Genomic DNA, 14,696 nt, shown 5'->3' on the forward strand with positions numbered 1-14,696 from the left:
AAAATTAAATGGTGAGCATTGCTCGATCTAGGCTGATAGATAAGCTTCTAGCACGAAGCGGAGTAATTGCTCGTGGTTCATTGTTCAAATACCATTAGCCATTAGCAAAAATGCAACGAGTTCTAAAAAGCGGATTGGGTTGGCGTATTGGGTGGAATCCAACTGCACCAGAATTTAAAGGCTTAGTCGGTACAGATGACTGGGCGATTGAATTAACAGAAGCTGAGTTGAATGATTTTTGTCGGTTACTCACTCAGCTAGCGGATAGTATGCAACAAATTGCAAATGAATTAATGGATGAGGAAAAAATTGCTTGTGAAGCTGAAAGCGATCGCATATGGATGGAAGTGGAAGGCTATCCTTATGCCTACAGTCTGCGCTTGATTCTCAACACGGGACGTGGGGTGGAAGGCAAATGGGAAGCTTCCTCCGTTCCGGGTTTATTGCAAGCAACTCGAATGCTTGAGGTTTTTTAAACTGACCTCTTGATTATTTCAATTTTAATTGCTAATATTGAGAGGTTGACTACGGGGCGTAGCGCAGCTTGGTAGCGCGCCACTTTGGGGTAGTGGAGGTCGTGGGTTCGAATCCCGCCGCTCCGATTGATTTAAGGCTAAATCAGTACTGATAACACCGTTTTTTGGTTTTAATCGTGTATGGATTCCGTATGGAATTTCAAGAAGGTACAAGGCAAAGAAAACACTACGGAAGTGTTTCTGTCGAGAATTTTCAAGGATGTGAGTGACGAACAGAAACGGAATGCGATGGCGTCCTTAAATTTCTGAAGGTGGATAGATGCCAGAGAAACCGCAACGGAAGAAACGCCGCCCTTACTCAGAAGAAGATCTTCTTCACCTTAGAAGATCCGGGCGTTACGTACCACCAGATCGTCCAACATTGAAGCAAAAACTTGTCGCTGCTACCTTAGCCCCATTAAAAATGGTAGAAAAACGGCTGATAGAACCATTGGCTAGCTTAGTTGACAAGGCTGACTTATTCCGCATCCTTGAAAAAGTTGGCTTTTTGATTGTAATGTTAGTCTTTTTGATTGAATTTGGCGAGCGTAGAGAAAAATCAATCTATGAGGCGTGGAACGTAGTTAAAGATGGAAAAGACCAACAATCAGGTGTGGTCAGATTAGCGTTAGAAAGATTAAGAAAAGAGGAATTTAGTCTTTCTGAAATAAATGTTAAAGGTAGTAACCTTAATCGGATCGAACTTGGCTGCAACCATACCATAAAAAACTTTAGTGTAGAAAGCATCTGCACTAACCTCTATGGTGCCAACCTCAGTGGTGTCAACCTCTGGCGTGCCAATCTCAGTGGTGCCGTCCTTAACAATGCCAACCTCAGTGGTGCCAACTTCAATGATGCCAACCTCACAGAAGCCCACCTTAACGGTGCCAACCTCAGTAATGCCAACCTCGGTAATGCTAACCTCAGTGATACCTTCCTCATTGATACCAACCTCAGTGATGCCTACTTCGAGGGTGCCAACCTTAGTGATGCCTACCTCTGGCAAGCCAACCTCAGTGGTGCCGACCTCCGTTTTGTCGAAAACTTAACTCCTGAACAAGTTAAACAAGCCAAAAATTGGGAGAAAGCAAAATACAATGAGGAATTTCGTAAACAATTGGGTTTGCCTCCAGAGTTATCCAAATAGATCCAAGATGTCGCACTTCTACCAATTGGTTTTATATAAATAGAGACAAGTGCGACAAAAACCAAAAACCTCCAGTACATTACGCTGGAGGTTTCTTCGATGCATTTTGCATTTAAATTCTCATTAGACCTAATAACCCTAAAAAAATTATACTTGATAGTCTTATTGCGTGCGGATGCAAGACGGAAAAATCACAAGAGTTGCGATAAGCAGGGTACAGCTTGCGCCAAGGGCGATCGCAATTCCCACACCAGTATAAAAGACACCATGAGTTCCGCTAAAGCTAAAGGCAACTCCCATCAACAACGGTTCTACGATTCGTCCTAGATTGCAGAACGCCCCATTGACGGAAATGACGGTAGTTCGGTATTCTGTGGCTGCTCGTGCTGTTACAAGTGATAAGATAATTGGCGAACAAATACCAAAGCCAATTCCAAAGATCGCGGTTTGGATTAAGAGTAACCAGAGATGAGATACAAAGTTTATGCTGAATAAAGCTATAGCATAGAAGACAAAAGATGCTCTAATTAAAGTTGTTTCTGAAAATCTTTTTGCTAGTCTTCCTACCTGTGAAGCTGCGATCGCCTCCTTTTTCAGGATACAACGAGTTTGAAAACACGCCATAGCTAGTGGTAGCCAAGATGAGACGATTAAGCTTTGGGATGTCAAAACTGGTGGGTGTAAACAAACATTGATAGCCGCTCGGCTATACGACGGTATGAACATTACGGGCGTTACAGGATTAACTGGAGCGCAGAAAGCTACACTCAAAGCTTTAGGGGCAGTGGAGTGAGATAGGATTAGCTATAGTAGGGAAAAAATTTATCGCTGAAAAGATATTATACATAGGCATGGCTAAATTCAACGCTCACGTGCTAAATGCCAAGATTGGGGCTAAATTTAACTCTTTATTAATCCTTGCTTTCTTCGTCGGTATTCTTCTTAGCAGCTTGATGCTATCCACTGTTCTGCAACAGAGAGCAGAGTATGAGATTAGCATTCAGGCAGATTTGCTCATGCAGACGATGAACTCATTGCGGCATTATACCCAAGATCGTGTCAATCCACTGCTCAAACCTCAAATAGAAACTGCTTCAACCTTCATTCCCGAAGCAATTCCAACCTTTTCAGTACGAGAGGTTTCGGAATACTTACGCAAAAATTCCAAATATCAAGACTTCTTCTATAAAGACGCAGCTCTCAATCCTACTAATCCCAGAGACCAAGCCGATAGTTTTGAAACTGCATTGGTAGAACGTTTTCGCCAACAACCAGAAATTAAGAAACTTTCCGGTTTTCGCTCTACACCAGAGGGGAAAAAGTTTTATACAGCTCATCCATTTAAAATAGAAGAAAAGCGCTGTCTTGAGTGCCATTCTCGTCCAGACATTGCACCAAAAAGTTTATTAGCCACCTATGGAGAACACGGGTTTGGTTGGCAGCTTAATGAGGTGATTGCGGCTCAAATGGTCTATGTACCTTCAGAAAAGGTCTTTGATGAAACTCGGCGGGCTTTCTTCTCAATTATGCTCGTTATCATAACTATCTTTTTTGCTGTCATATTGTTGATAAATTTTTTATTAAAGAAAGTCGTTATCCAACGAATTAAAAACATTGCAAAAACGGCTAATGCTGTCAGTACAGGTGAGATAAATGCTAACTTTGAAGAAAAATCAAAAGATGAAATTGGCTTACTAGCGATCGCTTTTGAACGCATGAGATCCAGTCTGTTGATTGCTATGGATTTGCTAAAGCAACAGAAAACTTAATCCGTTAATTACCCCAGTACCTGCTGTTTGAAAGCCAATGCTAGTTGAGGATTTGGAAGTTTAGCAGCTAGGCTTTCAACAAAAGTTACGCGAGAGTGCTCTCCAGAGCTAAGAGTTTGTTGAATGAGAATATGAGCAATTGGTCCGATCGCTTGGGTTAACGCTTGCTCGCACTGACGAATAAAATTTTCATCCAATACCTGATATTGGTCTATTAACATTTCTACCCTATCTTCCAGTTTCAAAAGCGGCTGTGTTAACTCCAAATTGACTTGTTGCTGAAATTTCTCTTGTTGAGATGGAGACAGATGACGCTTCAATTGCTCGATTAATTCCCTTCGATTCCCCACCTGTGCCAACACATTTTGTAGCAGAATTGGAGCAATCGGTCCAATAAGATCGAGTAAAACCTTTTCCAATTCATAGATTTGGGATGAAGTCAATACAAAATGCAAAGGTTCGGCTATATTAAGCCAAATAGGAGGTTCGACAGCAGGATTTTGACAGATGGTAGGTAACCAAGAAGCGCCAGGAAAATCTGCTTCCAACCTTTTTAATTCCTGACGGGCGTACCTCACGGCTCTATATAAAGACAAACGCTCGAATGCAAAAGCAGAGAGAAAGTGTCTAAAAAATTCTTGTGCTACCCGGTTGGGTACGGGTTCTCGCATGACAATAACGGTAGGAATATGTAGTTTTTCTAAAGAATTTGCTAAGCCTAAGCCATCACAGGAATTGAAAATTGCCAGTTTCAACCCATTGGCAATGGCTACCTTAAGAGCTTCTTGCAACTGTTCAATTGTCAAACTGTTATTGGTGGGATTTTCGTTGAGATAAATTCTACCTGTTTCGCCTTCTGTTTGACTGTGACCTGCAAAAAAGAGAATATCCCAGCCTTGAGTATTGCGAAGTTGCTGGTTTAATTGTTCGTAGGAAGGGTTTACAAGAAACTCGGTTTTTGCCTCTTGTAAATCTTGAAGAAATCTTTGTTCCGCCTTTAAATCTATTCCTTTGCTACTACCTAAAATCGCCAAGAGTCTAACTTTTGTTGTCTCTCGCTTAGCCTGTCCTTCACGCTGGTACTCAGGTTGACTCAGTGCTGGTTCTGCTTGGGGATAGTCGCCAAAAAACTGCCAACAATGCCAGGGTAAGTGACGCAATAAGTCATTGTTGGTTTCAATCATGACATGGATTTCTGACGAGGAGTCCAGTCGCGCTCGCACTTGGCGATCGACATTCAGAAACCCTGGTGAGTGAAGCCACGCATTTATGTTCTGTTCTAGTTGATAACAAACTTGATTAAAGCTATCCTGCGAAATATTGGTAATGCCTTCTAGTTCAATTTCTAGCTCATCATCCACATCCACCTCTACTAATTGGGCGACGGACTGTCTGCGGATGTCCTTCATACTCGCCATCCGATTGCAAAGGTGTTTGTAAATTAATTGCCAGTTGCTGTAGAGTTCTGCCAAAATTGGCGCTGCGGGTAAGCTACCAATAAATTGCTGGGGTCGAGAATAGCCCGATACCCACAATTGAACGGTTACTCTAGGAAAGCCACTGTTTAGATCTCCATCTCCCAAGTTGATAACGACAGCCTTAAGCGTTGGCGGAGGCATTTTTCTCAATTTGCGATCGCAAATGATTAACCTCACCAATTTTAGCAAGATTTCATTGTACTAAACCCGCACGTAAAGCACGGACAGCAGCTTGAGTGCGATCGGCTACACAAAGTTTGCTCAAAATACTTCTAACATGGGTTTTTACAGTCCCAATTGTTAGGTGAAGCTTTTGGGCAATTTCTGCATTGTCGCATCCAGAAACGATCAATTCTAAAACATCCATTTCCCGCTCGGTGAGTGGATAAGTTTCCAACGTTTTCTCAACTTCTGGATCTACAGCATTAATCATGACTCGTTTGCCTGTCGTTCCTCCATTGCCATCGGGAAAATCATGTCTTATTTGTTGCAAGACAATATCTGCAATTGTTGGGTCAATCCAAGAACTACCTGTATGAATTGTTTTTACTGCTTCTACCAGTTTCTCTGTAGCAATATCCTTCATACAATAAGAATCTGCTCCTGCTGCAAAAGCTGCTAAAACAGCTTCGTCACTGTTTTGCATTGTAAGAATCAGCAGTTTTGTTGTGTAGTCTTGTGTCTGAGCTTGATATTGCCTAAACTGACGTGTTAGTTCTATTCCATCCATATCAGGCAACCCGATGTCAATGGTGGCAACATCCGGGTGCAAGGTTTTCAAAAGGTGCAGCCCTTCCCTTGCATTAGAAGCCTCGCCAACAATCTTTATTTCTGCTTGAGTTTGTAAAGCAGCCCGTAAACCTATCCGGGTAAGGTTGTGGTCTTCAATGACGACGACCTTAATTTCACTCATAGCCAATGACCTCTACCCATTATACATGGATATTCTAATAAAGATTTTCTACAAAAAGAAAGATGTCACCAAACTTCATCCCCCTAAAGCCTGAAAAATTACTACAAATAGGGATATGGCATGGAATGTGGGATGATAAATTATTTCTGACCATACAACATACCCTGTTTTTGACAAAGCGATCGCTCGTTACTAACCAAGTATTCGTTTTGAAGCAGGGAGAGTTTCAGTCCTGCGATCGCAATCTCTTTAAAAAAATCGATTATAGTTCTTAATGGCATTTTTGACAACTCACTGATTTTTGAATATATCCCGCACAACGGAGCAACGGATATAGACTCATAAATGATTTGTGCAAAAATTTAAGTACTGTAGGGTGAGCATTGCCCATCAACAATACATTTGGTGGGCAATGCTCACCCTACTACTTATATAGCGCTTTTCAATTGGGTGCAGTACATAAAAAAGTTATGGAACCGCTGATGAACGCAGCTCGTAGCAGATAAATCTGTACTTTATTCAAGTGAAAATTGCTATATTTCAAAACTAAAATAGGATTCCTATAGAGCGATTTAAATAATATCTAAATATTTACTGATAAATGCTCAAGCTTTTTACTAAAATATCCCCGACTTCTTAAAGAAGTCGGGGATATTAGTGTAAGCCTATGCTATTTTAGTTAGTCGATCGCTCTTTTGACGTCATCTTTCAAGTTTTCTACGCTATGACGAACTTGAGCTTCAGCTTGCTTTGCTTTGCCTTCAGCTTTGTCGTTGGGGTTTCCAGTAATTTCACCCACAACCTCTTGAATCTTACCTTCTATATTTTTAGCAGTTGCTTCTACTCTATTCTCGATACTCATATTGACTCCTTATTTTCGATTTATTGCTCGAATTTGTTAGTTGATTATTCTTTATCTATATTTATCTTATGCGACAAAGATTGTTGTTTGAGTCTATCCTAAGTTCATTTTTGAGCGCTAATATTTTGTCCACTCTACTGATTATTTATGTTATTTAGGTCGTCTACAAGATTTTATATTTTAGCTATCAGATAGACACTAACTCTCAGATTTTTTACTTCCTAAGATAAGTGTGTTTCTACCTAAAGGTAGATAGAAAGACGCGCTCTTCGGGTGGCTCCCCTACGTGTTTAGGTAATCTTCTGACGGAAAGAGAGTAAAAAAAATGATGATTGGGTTGTTATCCCAATCATCTTACAGTACCTATGTAACCAAAAACTTAAATAATAAGATTAAACAGCTCCTGGTCCTCTGCCACGTTTGTCATCATCCATTGTTAACTGACCTTCTTTATCTTCATTCACTTCTTGTAGTTCTTCTGCACGATGAGCGGTATCTTCTGCTGCTTCTTGTTTCGCATCACCAGGAACTTCATAGTACATTTCTGGTTCTACAGCGTAATTATTTAGCAAACCTTCTTTGTCTACTGTGTAACCATCTGTAGTGTGTACGCTAGAAGATTGTGTTTGGTCGTCAGTAGGTGCGCTTGCTTCTCTCTGTTCGTTAGGAGTTGTTTTGTATAGTTCTCCCTCTCTTTCTTTGCGAGCTGCAGTCTCAGCAGGTACAATACCTCGATCGTATGTATCCACTTCAGCTCTCTGAGAGCTATCTACCGCTTTATTATTCTTTTCATTAGCCATATATTATGTCCTCACAAACTTTTTGATTCAACATTTATACTAAATAAACTAAATCTTCCATAAATTTAAATCTAGTATCTAAAGACATGAGACTTAAAATCTTGAGAAGTGCGAACCATTAAAGCAAGTTAATTGTTTTCTATCCTGTGATGTATTTTTTATTATCGTTTATTACATTTTATTAATTTTTCTATCATAAATATGTTTTTTAATGAAAATCCGATCGAAATATAAGAATCCTATTTAAGTTTTTAATTCTACATAGGGTAGAGCATTGCCTATAAAAAGCTTTTGGTAGGCAATGCCACCCTACTTAAAATTTTCCATCAATCGATTTATAGCTTCTTAACAAATCAGTAACCATTAACTGATCACTGATTACTGGTCACTGGTCACTGGTCACTGGTCACTGATTACTGGTCACTGTAAATCTTTTACTGTTGGTCCATGTAATACTTTTCCGTTGTAGTCGAAACGGGAACCATGACAGGGACAGTCCCAACTTTTCTCAGCACTGTTCCAAGCAACAACACAACCTAAATGAGGACATACAGCAGAGACAGCATGAATTTCTCCTGCTTCATCTCTATAAGCTGCTACCTTCTTACCATCAACAGTGACTATTTTTCCTTCACCACTGGTAACATCAACGAAAGAATTGCTAATTCCTTTAATACGATCGCCGACCCAATGAACGCCCACATCAAGATTCTGCTTAATCCCTTCCACGCTCACAAAGGGAGTCGCACGGGTTGCATCGTAAAGTTCAGCCCAAGGATTATCTATACCCAATATCCTATCTGCAAGTAGAATTCCAGATAATGTTCCCTTTGTCATCCCCCAAAGGCTAAAACCAGTAGCTACGTAAATGTGGTTATTTAATGGAGTCAGTTTACCAATATAAGGCAAGCGATCGAAAGAAACAGCATCTTGGGTTGACCAACGGTAGTCAAAAGAATCAATCCCAAAGCGAGAACGTGCAAACGCTTCCAAATCCAGGTATTTTTCTTCCGTGTTAGTCACAGTACCGACTTTATGACCTCCACCGCCAATCAGAAGGAGTAAACCATCTCTATCGGGAGTAGTACGAATCGAGTAATATGATTCACCAATACCAATATACATTCCTTGTGGTGCTTTGGATGCCTCAATACGCGCACCAATAATGTAAGAACGCTTGGGATAAGTTTTAGCGAAAAATAACCCCTGGTCTAAGATTGGCAGATTTGTGGTGATGATAACATCCTGCGCTCGAACAGTTCCTTTATCGGTAATGACTTGACAGGGACTATCTTCTTCCACCTTTTGCACTCGCGTATTCTCAAACACATAGCTCCCATTGCCTGTAATACCCTTAGCAAGGTGCAGTAAATATTTACGCGAGTGAAACTGTGCTTGGTTATCAAATTTAATTGCACCAGCTATCGGAAAAGGTAAGGAAGTTTGCCGTACAAAAGAAGCAGGAAGCCCTAATTTGAGTGCTGCTTCTACCTCTTTCTCAATTTTGTTGAGTTGGTCTTGGGATTCTGTAAAAGAATAAGCACTTTGACGGCTAAAGTCACAATCTATTTGTTCTTCTTCAACAAAAGCAGCAACACGTTCTAATGCTGCTTGATTCGACTGTGCGTAAATTCTTGCTTTTTCCTCACCAAATTTCTCGATTAATTCTGCATAAATTAATTGATGAAGTGAGGTAACTTTAGCCGTTGTATGACCGCTTACACCTGCTGCAATCCGAGCCGAGTCAATTACAGCAACTGTTTTTCCAGCTCGTTTTAATAATGTAGCAGTAGTGATTCCAGCAATACCTGCTCCAACGATCGCAACATCTACTGTTACAGTATTAACGAGTGGTGAAAAGTAATTTTCAGGTGTTGAATCTATCCAATAAGAGATAGGTTTTCCGAGTATTTTCTGCATAGATTTTAGGGTTTTATCTAACCAATCCTGCTCGTAAAGCAAGAACGGCAACTTGAGTGCGATCGCTCACACAGAGCTTGTTAAGAAGATTGCGGACGTGAGTTTTAACAGTACCTACCGTAATGTAAAGTTTTTCAGCAATATCTGCATTACTACATCCATCTACGATGAGCTTGAGGACATCTAATTCGCGAGACGTTAGCGGATAGCTTGGAATAATCTGACTTTCCTCAGCTGATAAACCATTGATAGAAACTGTTGTACTTTCAGAACTTGAGTGAGCTTCTACGTAAGTTTTATTACTATGTTGCAAGATAATACGGGCGATAGTCGGATCTATCCAAGAATTGCCTTCGTAAGTTAACCGTAATGCATCAGCCAATTTATCAATGCTGCCATCTTTCATATAGTAAGAATCTGCCCCAGCTGCAAAAGCAGCTAGTACGGTATCCTCATTATCCTGCATTGTCATAATCAAAATCTTGGTTTCAGGCATTTCACCTGCTTCTTCAGAATTTTTGAAGTGCTGGATTAACTCGATACCACTCATATCAGGCAGATCCACATCGACAATAGCAACATCTGGTCTGGTTGATTTCATAAGCTTTAAACCTGACCTAGCATCCTTGGCTTCACCAATCACTTCAATTCCATTTTGTTGCTTCAAAGCAGCAATTATACCGATCCGAGTTAGCTCGTGGTCTTCAATTAAAACAACACGAATTGTATTCATGGTAAAGCCTCAATTCCTTTTAATAAAGAGATGCACAAATCAACTCTTTTGTATTTATCGAGTGATAATGTAGCAGTCCTAAATCATTTATAAAAATCTCCATTACTGTAGAATGGGCCATGCCCACCAAAAGCTTTAGTAGTAGGCATTGCCCACCTGCTTGTGGTTTATAAATTAAATAGGATTACTATGAAAGTATTTTAAAAGGCTAAAACTATTTCAGTCTATCTCTCCAAGGCACTGTCTCTAAAAGCCACAGTTTGTCCACCTGATGCAGATAAAGTCATTCACGAGAAAGCTTAGATGTATCACACAATTAACCCATTCGATAACTACTCCCTACTTATATTGGATAATGTATTTATGCCAAAAGGCATACAAAACAGTGAACAGTGACCAGTGACCAGTGACCAGTGACCAGTACCCAATCTCCAATATAGATTACCCTAATTAACGTGGGTTTATTGAGGGAAAAAAAATCATGTCACCACCACAGTTGCTTACAGATCCTTTCTTGCAACTCCCAACCGAAAGTTCAGTACGAGTTGTGTGGTTTACTGAATTTGCTGGTTCTGAACATAGAGTTGCCTATGGTAAGAATCTAGCTCATACTGCTGTTGCTAACACTACTAAACTCAGTCGGGTACGCGAAGACCAAAATTCATATGTCGGACACCAATTCCAGGACGGACAAATTTATCAGTATCCAGTTACGCGGGATATCTGGCGTCATGAGGCAGAGGTAACAGATTTAACTTCTGACACACGTATTTCTTATAAGGTAACAAGTGTTAGGGAAGATGGCGAAAGCATTAGTAGCAATGTGTTTACCCTTGCACCTACCCCAAAGCCAGGAACGCCTCTGAAAATTTTGCTGACTTCCGATCATCAAATCAAGCCTATGGTAGCAGCAAATTTACACAAAGTTGTAGAAACTGTTGGGCAAGTGGATGCAGTTTGGTTTGCTGGCGATTTAGTAAATATTCCAGATCGCGCTTCAGAATGGTTTGATGATAATCGTGGTGGTGCGTTCTTCCCTTGCTTGCAAGGTAGTGCCAAGTTTGAAATGAGCAAAAATGGGACTACAATATTTTATACAGGAGGCGAAATTATTCAACACGCCCCCATGTTTACTTGTATTGGAAATCATGAAGTGATGGGACGCTTTGGGCGTGACAGTTTAAATACGGAATTCGATAAGACAATTCCTCGCTCAATTGCTCAAAGTTTATACGGAAGATTTTCATTAAAAAACAATTCTTTTAATACTGATACTTACGAAGAACTTTTTACCTTACCGCAAAGTTCAGAAGGAGGAAAAACTTACTACGCCGTCAGCTTTGGCGATGTGCGTTTGGTGGTGTTATATGCTACAAATATGTGGCGAACTTATCATTTAGACGCAAATGCTAGAAGCAGATACAAGGAAAGCGAAAAGGATTTAAACAACCCGGAGAATTGGGGTTACGGACAGCATATTTATGAGGCGATCGCAAAAGGCAGCACGCAGTATAATTGGCTCGTACAAGAATTGAATAGCCCTGAATTTCAGCAAGCCAAGTACAAAGTAGTAATGCTGCACCATCCGCCTCATACGCTTGGTGGCAATATAGTTCCAGCATACACCAATCCAGTACAGATCGTAGAACGCGATCCAGAAGGCAAAATTAAAGCAGTGCGTTACGAATACCCCAAAGATGCTGACTACCTGATTCGCGATGTCATGCCTTTACTAGAAGCAGCCAACGTACAGTTAGTATTTTACGGGCATTCCCATTTGTGGAACCGTTTTGTCAGTTCCAGTAAAATGCATTTTATCGAAACATCAAACGTTGGTAATTCATACGGTGCGGCTTGGGGTGATAACAAGCGAGAAGTTCCCGTGGGTTATCAAGAGGATTATGTTGAACTTGGAGATCCATATGGATTAGAACCCGCGATCCCAACAATTCATCCGTTTTTAGGGGAAGATGGTCATCCGATACCATACATTGCAAGCAATGACTTTACTGTTTTCAGCATCTTTGATACGGGTATAGGTACGGTTAGCAGTTACTTGTTTGATACAACCAAGCCAGATTCAGAGGTCATTAAGTTTGATGAATTTGAGTTAAAAAAATCGTAGTTATAACTAGTGGTCTACCACATTAATTTAGGACTTACGCAAAGCCCCCCTTAAAAAGGGGGGCTAGGGGTCCCCTCTGGGGTTGGGGGGAGATGGGGGGATCTGCAACGCTTAAAAGTAATTTATTGAACCGCACCAAGCGCAGAGGACACAGAGGTAAGAGGTGAGGGAGCTATTGATTTCCCTAAGTTTTTCCCTACCTTGACAGGGCTAACAATGTCAGCCCTACTAGTTCTTATTATTTAATACACTTAATAATTCCGTAAAATCCACTTGCTTGTACTTGTATGCTGTCTGAATGAAAACCTGCTGTTGATACAATATGTCGCAATTCTTCTGGAGAAAAGAACTGAAACACGATACTGGGGTATGGTTTGAGAAAAGTCGTTGCTAAGAGTTTGCCACCAGGGCGTAACGCTTGGTAAATATTGCGAATCCCTTCCGTCGGATCGTCCCAACAATGTATTGCAGCCCCAGCATAGATGGCGTCTATAGAATTTGGTGCTAACGGTAGTGCTTCTACATCGGCGCGGATAATAATAATTTCTGATGGTGATATGCCTTCCAATTGCATTTGTTGTTGCAATTCACTCAGCATGGTTTCTGAGTAATCTAGAGCTAAGATTTGTTCGCACTTTCCCCACTTTGCTAAGCGACGTGCCATGATGCCCGTACCACAACTAACATCTGCTACAATTCCTGGAGATTGACCAAAAAATTCCGTACACAGGCGTAACTCAGCATCTATACCTCCACTATTCCGCAATCCTACTGCCCAAAGAGGGGGTAAAATTCGCTCGTATAAAAAAGAGACAATTGGAAAGCGAAACAATTCTGTGCGTAAAGGTTTTGTCTCTGTTATGGAGTTTTCAGTCTGTCTTTGTAAGGTTTTACAAGTCAAATCTACAACAGAGGGCATTTTTGCTAATTCTTGTTGAAAAGAATTATGACATAAGTTACACTGCTGTGGAACTTCGGTTGCAGTTTTGCGGCACAAAGGACAAGTTATGATTTCTTGTAGTGTAGACATAACGTTTTTTCTGCTCTAGGATTTATTATTTATACTAAATCCGCTTTTACCACCCTTTTGTCCCTAACGATTAGAAATCGCGGCTATACAAACAAAGTCCGCCTATGCGGACTAAGAGTAGGTTGGCAAAAAAAATACAACTATGTAACGAAATGTAATTTTTAAATTCCGTTCGTAGTTGCCCTTTAGCGCTTAGCGCAACTACGAATGAGTGATGATTATTTGCGACAACTTACTTACTGTTGTTATCAAGTTAGGATAAAAGATATTGGCGATCGCAAGCAGATATGGAAAACCATCAACTCCAACCCAAAAACTGGTCGCAAGAAAGTTATATAAAAGCCTATAAATTTGCTGCACAAGCACATCAAGGTCAAGAAATGCCCGGTTCAAAAATACCTTACATCATGCACTTGAGTTTTGTCAGCATGGAAGTTATTGCACCTTTAAATGTAGAAAAAGAATATAACGGAGACCTTGCAATTCAATGTGCGCTTTTGCATGACACAATTGAAGATACTGATACAACTTTTGAGCAAATCAACATTGAGTTTGGTGAAGCGGTAGCTCGAGGTGTACTTGCCTTAACCAAAGACAATACTATCGCAAAATATCTTCAGATGGAAGATAGTTTAAAAAGAATAAAACAAGAGCCACCAGAAATATGGATGGTAAAGTTGGTAGATAGAATCAGCAACTTACAAGCACCTCCACATTATTGGACTTCAGACAAAATTATTCGATATCGAGAAGAAGGTGTTCAAATTTATGAAGCTTTAAAGGATGCAAGTCCGTTTTTAGCTTCTCGATTGGCTGGTAAAATAGAAGCTTACAAAATGTTTATCAAGTAGGTTGGGTTGAGGAACGAAACCCAACTTTTCTTCATAGGGAAAGGCGGGCCTTGACGCCCACCCCACAAGGGATCTGTAGGTTCCAACCTACAGATCCCTTGTGGGGTGTAAATAGAAATTTGTTCCTGATAGTAACCCCAAGTATTTAATTGATTGTGTAATGGTTGACGGGTAGGAGTATTAAGACCAGTAAAAAGTATTTTGCTAGCTTTTTCCCAAGCTTCTATTTCACAAAGATGGTAAAAAGTTTCTAGTAAGCCCTTAACTTGTTCTAAATTGGTAGAATCAGGCTTAGGTTTGTACTTTTTCAACCAGTTAATATTTAGCTCTGAAGCGGCGGTACAGTATTTGCAAAACCCAGTATTTTTTTACAAAGACCAGTTTTTCATTAACGTTCAGACACGCTATGGCGCGTCTGAACGAAAAAGCTAGATTGTTTATTCCCTGTTCTGATTAATGTACCAATGCTCTAAAATTTTGAAGAAAAAGAAGTTTCTAAAAATTCTTTTTAGAAGGTTAGGGATTTCCAAGAAATAAATTATCCATCTTGTGG

General features: G+C 40.3%; 15 protein-coding genes and 1 tRNA gene. 6 read left to right on the forward strand and 10 right to left on the reverse strand.

Annotated elements, in window-relative coordinates:
* The first annotated feature begins 110 nt into the window (after positions 1–110).
* The 3 genes from ACKTT2_RS31260 to ACKTT2_RS31270 all read left to right on the forward strand — a co-directional run bounded on the left by ACKTT2_RS31260 (position 111) and on the right by ACKTT2_RS31270 (position 1,662).
* Positions 111–476, forward strand: coding sequence for a DUF1818 family protein (locus ACKTT2_RS31260; protein WP_407894055.1), 366 nt, complete (start codon positions 111–113; stop codon positions 474–476).
* Between the two features lie 52 nt (positions 477–528).
* A tRNA-Pro gene (locus ACKTT2_RS31265) sits at positions 529–602 on the forward strand.
* Positions 603–795: 193 nt separating this feature from the next.
* Positions 796–1,662, forward strand: coding sequence for a pentapeptide repeat-containing protein (locus ACKTT2_RS31270; protein WP_407894057.1), 867 nt, complete (start codon positions 796–798; stop codon positions 1,660–1,662).
* Between the two features lie 162 nt (positions 1,663–1,824).
* On the opposite strand, the gene ACKTT2_RS31275 is transcribed toward ACKTT2_RS31270, so the two are convergent.
* Complete coding sequence (locus ACKTT2_RS31275) at positions 1,825–2,286, reverse strand: MFS transporter (protein ID WP_407894139.1); 462 nt, start codon at positions 2,284–2,286, stop codon at positions 1,825–1,827.
* A gap of 227 nt (positions 2,287–2,513) precedes the next feature.
* On the opposite strand from ACKTT2_RS31275, the gene ACKTT2_RS31280 reads away from it, so the two are divergent.
* Positions 2,514–3,431 carry a c-type heme family protein gene (locus ACKTT2_RS31280; protein WP_407894059.1) on the forward strand — a complete coding sequence of 306 codons (918 nt, stop codon included), beginning with the start codon at positions 2,514–2,516 and terminating at the stop codon, positions 3,429–3,431.
* A gap of 8 nt (positions 3,432–3,439) precedes the next feature.
* Here ACKTT2_RS31280 and ACKTT2_RS31285 read toward each other — a convergent pair whose 3' ends face one another.
* The 7 genes from ACKTT2_RS31285 to ACKTT2_RS31315 all read right to left on the reverse strand — a co-directional run bounded on the left by ACKTT2_RS31285 (position 3,440) and on the right by ACKTT2_RS31315 (position 10,137).
* Positions 3,440–5,050 carry a DUF8082 domain-containing protein gene (locus ACKTT2_RS31285; RefSeq protein WP_407894061.1) on the reverse strand — a complete coding sequence of 537 codons (1,611 nt, stop codon included), beginning with the start codon at positions 5,048–5,050 and terminating at the stop codon, positions 3,440–3,442.
* A gap of 52 nt (positions 5,051–5,102) precedes the next feature.
* The gene (locus ACKTT2_RS31290; protein WP_407894063.1) at positions 5,103–5,822 is read right to left on the reverse strand and encodes a response regulator; all 720 of its coding nucleotides are present in this window, start codon (positions 5,820–5,822) and stop codon (positions 5,103–5,105) included.
* Positions 5,823–5,962: 140 nt separating this feature from the next.
* Positions 5,963–6,103: a hypothetical protein gene (locus ACKTT2_RS31295; RefSeq protein WP_407894065.1), complete on the reverse strand. Its 141-nt coding sequence runs from the start codon at positions 6,101–6,103 to the stop codon at positions 5,963–5,965.
* A 398-nt stretch (positions 6,104–6,501) separates the two neighbouring features.
* The gene (locus tag ACKTT2_RS31300) at positions 6,502–6,684 is read right to left on the reverse strand and encodes a CsbD family protein (RefSeq protein ID WP_407894067.1); all 183 of its coding nucleotides are present in this window, start codon (positions 6,682–6,684) and stop codon (positions 6,502–6,504) included.
* A gap of 392 nt (positions 6,685–7,076) precedes the next feature.
* The gene (locus tag ACKTT2_RS31305) at positions 7,077–7,484 is read right to left on the reverse strand and encodes a hypothetical protein (protein WP_407894069.1); all 408 of its coding nucleotides are present in this window, start codon (positions 7,482–7,484) and stop codon (positions 7,077–7,079) included.
* A gap of 420 nt (positions 7,485–7,904) precedes the next feature.
* Positions 7,905–9,404, reverse strand: a complete 1,500-nt coding sequence (locus tag ACKTT2_RS31310) for an FAD-dependent oxidoreductase (protein WP_407894071.1) — start codon at positions 9,402–9,404, stop codon at positions 7,905–7,907.
* 13 nt (positions 9,405–9,417) lie between these two features.
* A complete protein-coding gene (locus ACKTT2_RS31315; RefSeq protein ID WP_407894072.1) occupies positions 9,418–10,137 on the reverse strand; it encodes a response regulator in 720 nt (239 codons plus the stop codon).
* A 481-nt stretch (positions 10,138–10,618) separates the two neighbouring features.
* Between ACKTT2_RS31315 and ACKTT2_RS31320 the strand changes: the two genes are divergently transcribed.
* On the forward strand, positions 10,619–12,262 hold the full coding sequence (locus ACKTT2_RS31320) for a purple acid phosphatase family protein (RefSeq protein ID WP_407894074.1): 1,644 nt from the start codon (positions 10,619–10,621) through the stop codon (positions 12,260–12,262).
* A gap of 238 nt (positions 12,263–12,500) precedes the next feature.
* On the opposite strand, the gene ACKTT2_RS31325 is transcribed toward ACKTT2_RS31320, so the two are convergent.
* Complete coding sequence (locus ACKTT2_RS31325; protein ID WP_407894076.1) at positions 12,501–13,292, reverse strand: class I SAM-dependent methyltransferase; 792 nt, start codon at positions 13,290–13,292, stop codon at positions 12,501–12,503.
* A 287-nt stretch (positions 13,293–13,579) separates the two neighbouring features.
* On the opposite strand from ACKTT2_RS31325, the gene ACKTT2_RS31330 reads away from it, so the two are divergent.
* Positions 13,580–14,143 (forward strand): HD domain-containing protein, encoded by a 564-nt coding sequence (locus ACKTT2_RS31330; RefSeq protein WP_407894078.1) that lies wholly within the window; start codon positions 13,580–13,582, stop codon positions 14,141–14,143.
* On the opposite strand, the gene ACKTT2_RS31335 is transcribed toward ACKTT2_RS31330, so the two are convergent.
* Positions 14,122–14,454 (reverse strand): hypothetical protein, encoded by a 333-nt coding sequence (locus ACKTT2_RS31335; protein ID WP_407894080.1) that lies wholly within the window; start codon positions 14,452–14,454, stop codon positions 14,122–14,124. The two genes, ACKTT2_RS31330 and ACKTT2_RS31335, sit on opposite strands and share 22 nt — an antisense overlap.
* Positions 14,455–14,696 lie beyond the last annotated feature (242 nt).

Origin of the sequence: Scytonema hankhaensis NUACC26 (genome assembly GCF_045865695.1) — a bacterium.
GTDB lineage: Bacteria > Cyanobacteriota > Cyanobacteriia > Cyanobacteriales > Nostocaceae > Scytonema.

Excerpts from the sequence above, each read along its gene's own strand:
- ACKTT2_RS31280 (WP_407894059.1), top strand. The coding sequence starts at position 2,514 with ATGGCTAAATTCAACGCTCACGTGCTAAATGCCAAGATTGGGGCTAAA.
- ACKTT2_RS31325 (WP_407894076.1), bottom strand. The coding sequence starts at position 13,292 with ATGTCTACACTACAAGAAATCATAACTTGTCCTTTGTGCCGCAAAACT.
- ACKTT2_RS31260 (WP_407894055.1), top strand. The coding sequence starts at position 111 with ATGCAACGAGTTCTAAAAAGCGGATTGGGTTGGCGTATTGGGTGGAAT.
- ACKTT2_RS31295 (WP_407894065.1), bottom strand. The coding sequence starts at position 6,103 with ATGCCATTAAGAACTATAATCGATTTTTTTAAAGAGATTGCGATCGCA.
- ACKTT2_RS31290 (WP_407894063.1), bottom strand. The coding sequence starts at position 5,822 with ATGAGTGAAATTAAGGTCGTCGTCATTGAAGACCACAACCTTACCCGG.
- ACKTT2_RS31300 (WP_407894067.1), bottom strand. The coding sequence starts at position 6,684 with ATGAGTATCGAGAATAGAGTAGAAGCAACTGCTAAAAATATAGAAGGT.
- ACKTT2_RS31305 (WP_407894069.1), bottom strand. The coding sequence starts at position 7,484 with ATGGCTAATGAAAAGAATAATAAAGCGGTAGATAGCTCTCAGAGAGCT.
- ACKTT2_RS31320 (WP_407894074.1), top strand. The coding sequence starts at position 10,619 with ATGTCACCACCACAGTTGCTTACAGATCCTTTCTTGCAACTCCCAACC.
- ACKTT2_RS31315 (WP_407894072.1), bottom strand. The coding sequence starts at position 10,137 with ATGAATACAATTCGTGTTGTTTTAATTGAAGACCACGAGCTAACTCGG.
- ACKTT2_RS31330 (WP_407894078.1), top strand. The coding sequence starts at position 13,580 with ATGGAAAACCATCAACTCCAACCCAAAAACTGGTCGCAAGAAAGTTAT.
- ACKTT2_RS31270 (WP_407894057.1), top strand. The coding sequence starts at position 796 with ATGCCAGAGAAACCGCAACGGAAGAAACGCCGCCCTTACTCAGAAGAA.
- ACKTT2_RS31275 (WP_407894139.1), bottom strand. The coding sequence starts at position 2,286 with ATGGCGTGTTTTCAAACTCGTTGTATCCTGAAAAAGGAGGCGATCGCA.
- ACKTT2_RS31310 (WP_407894071.1), bottom strand. The coding sequence starts at position 9,404 with ATGCAGAAAATACTCGGAAAACCTATCTCTTATTGGATAGATTCAACA.
- ACKTT2_RS31285 (WP_407894061.1), bottom strand. The coding sequence starts at position 5,050 with ATGCCTCCGCCAACGCTTAAGGCTGTCGTTATCAACTTGGGAGATGGA.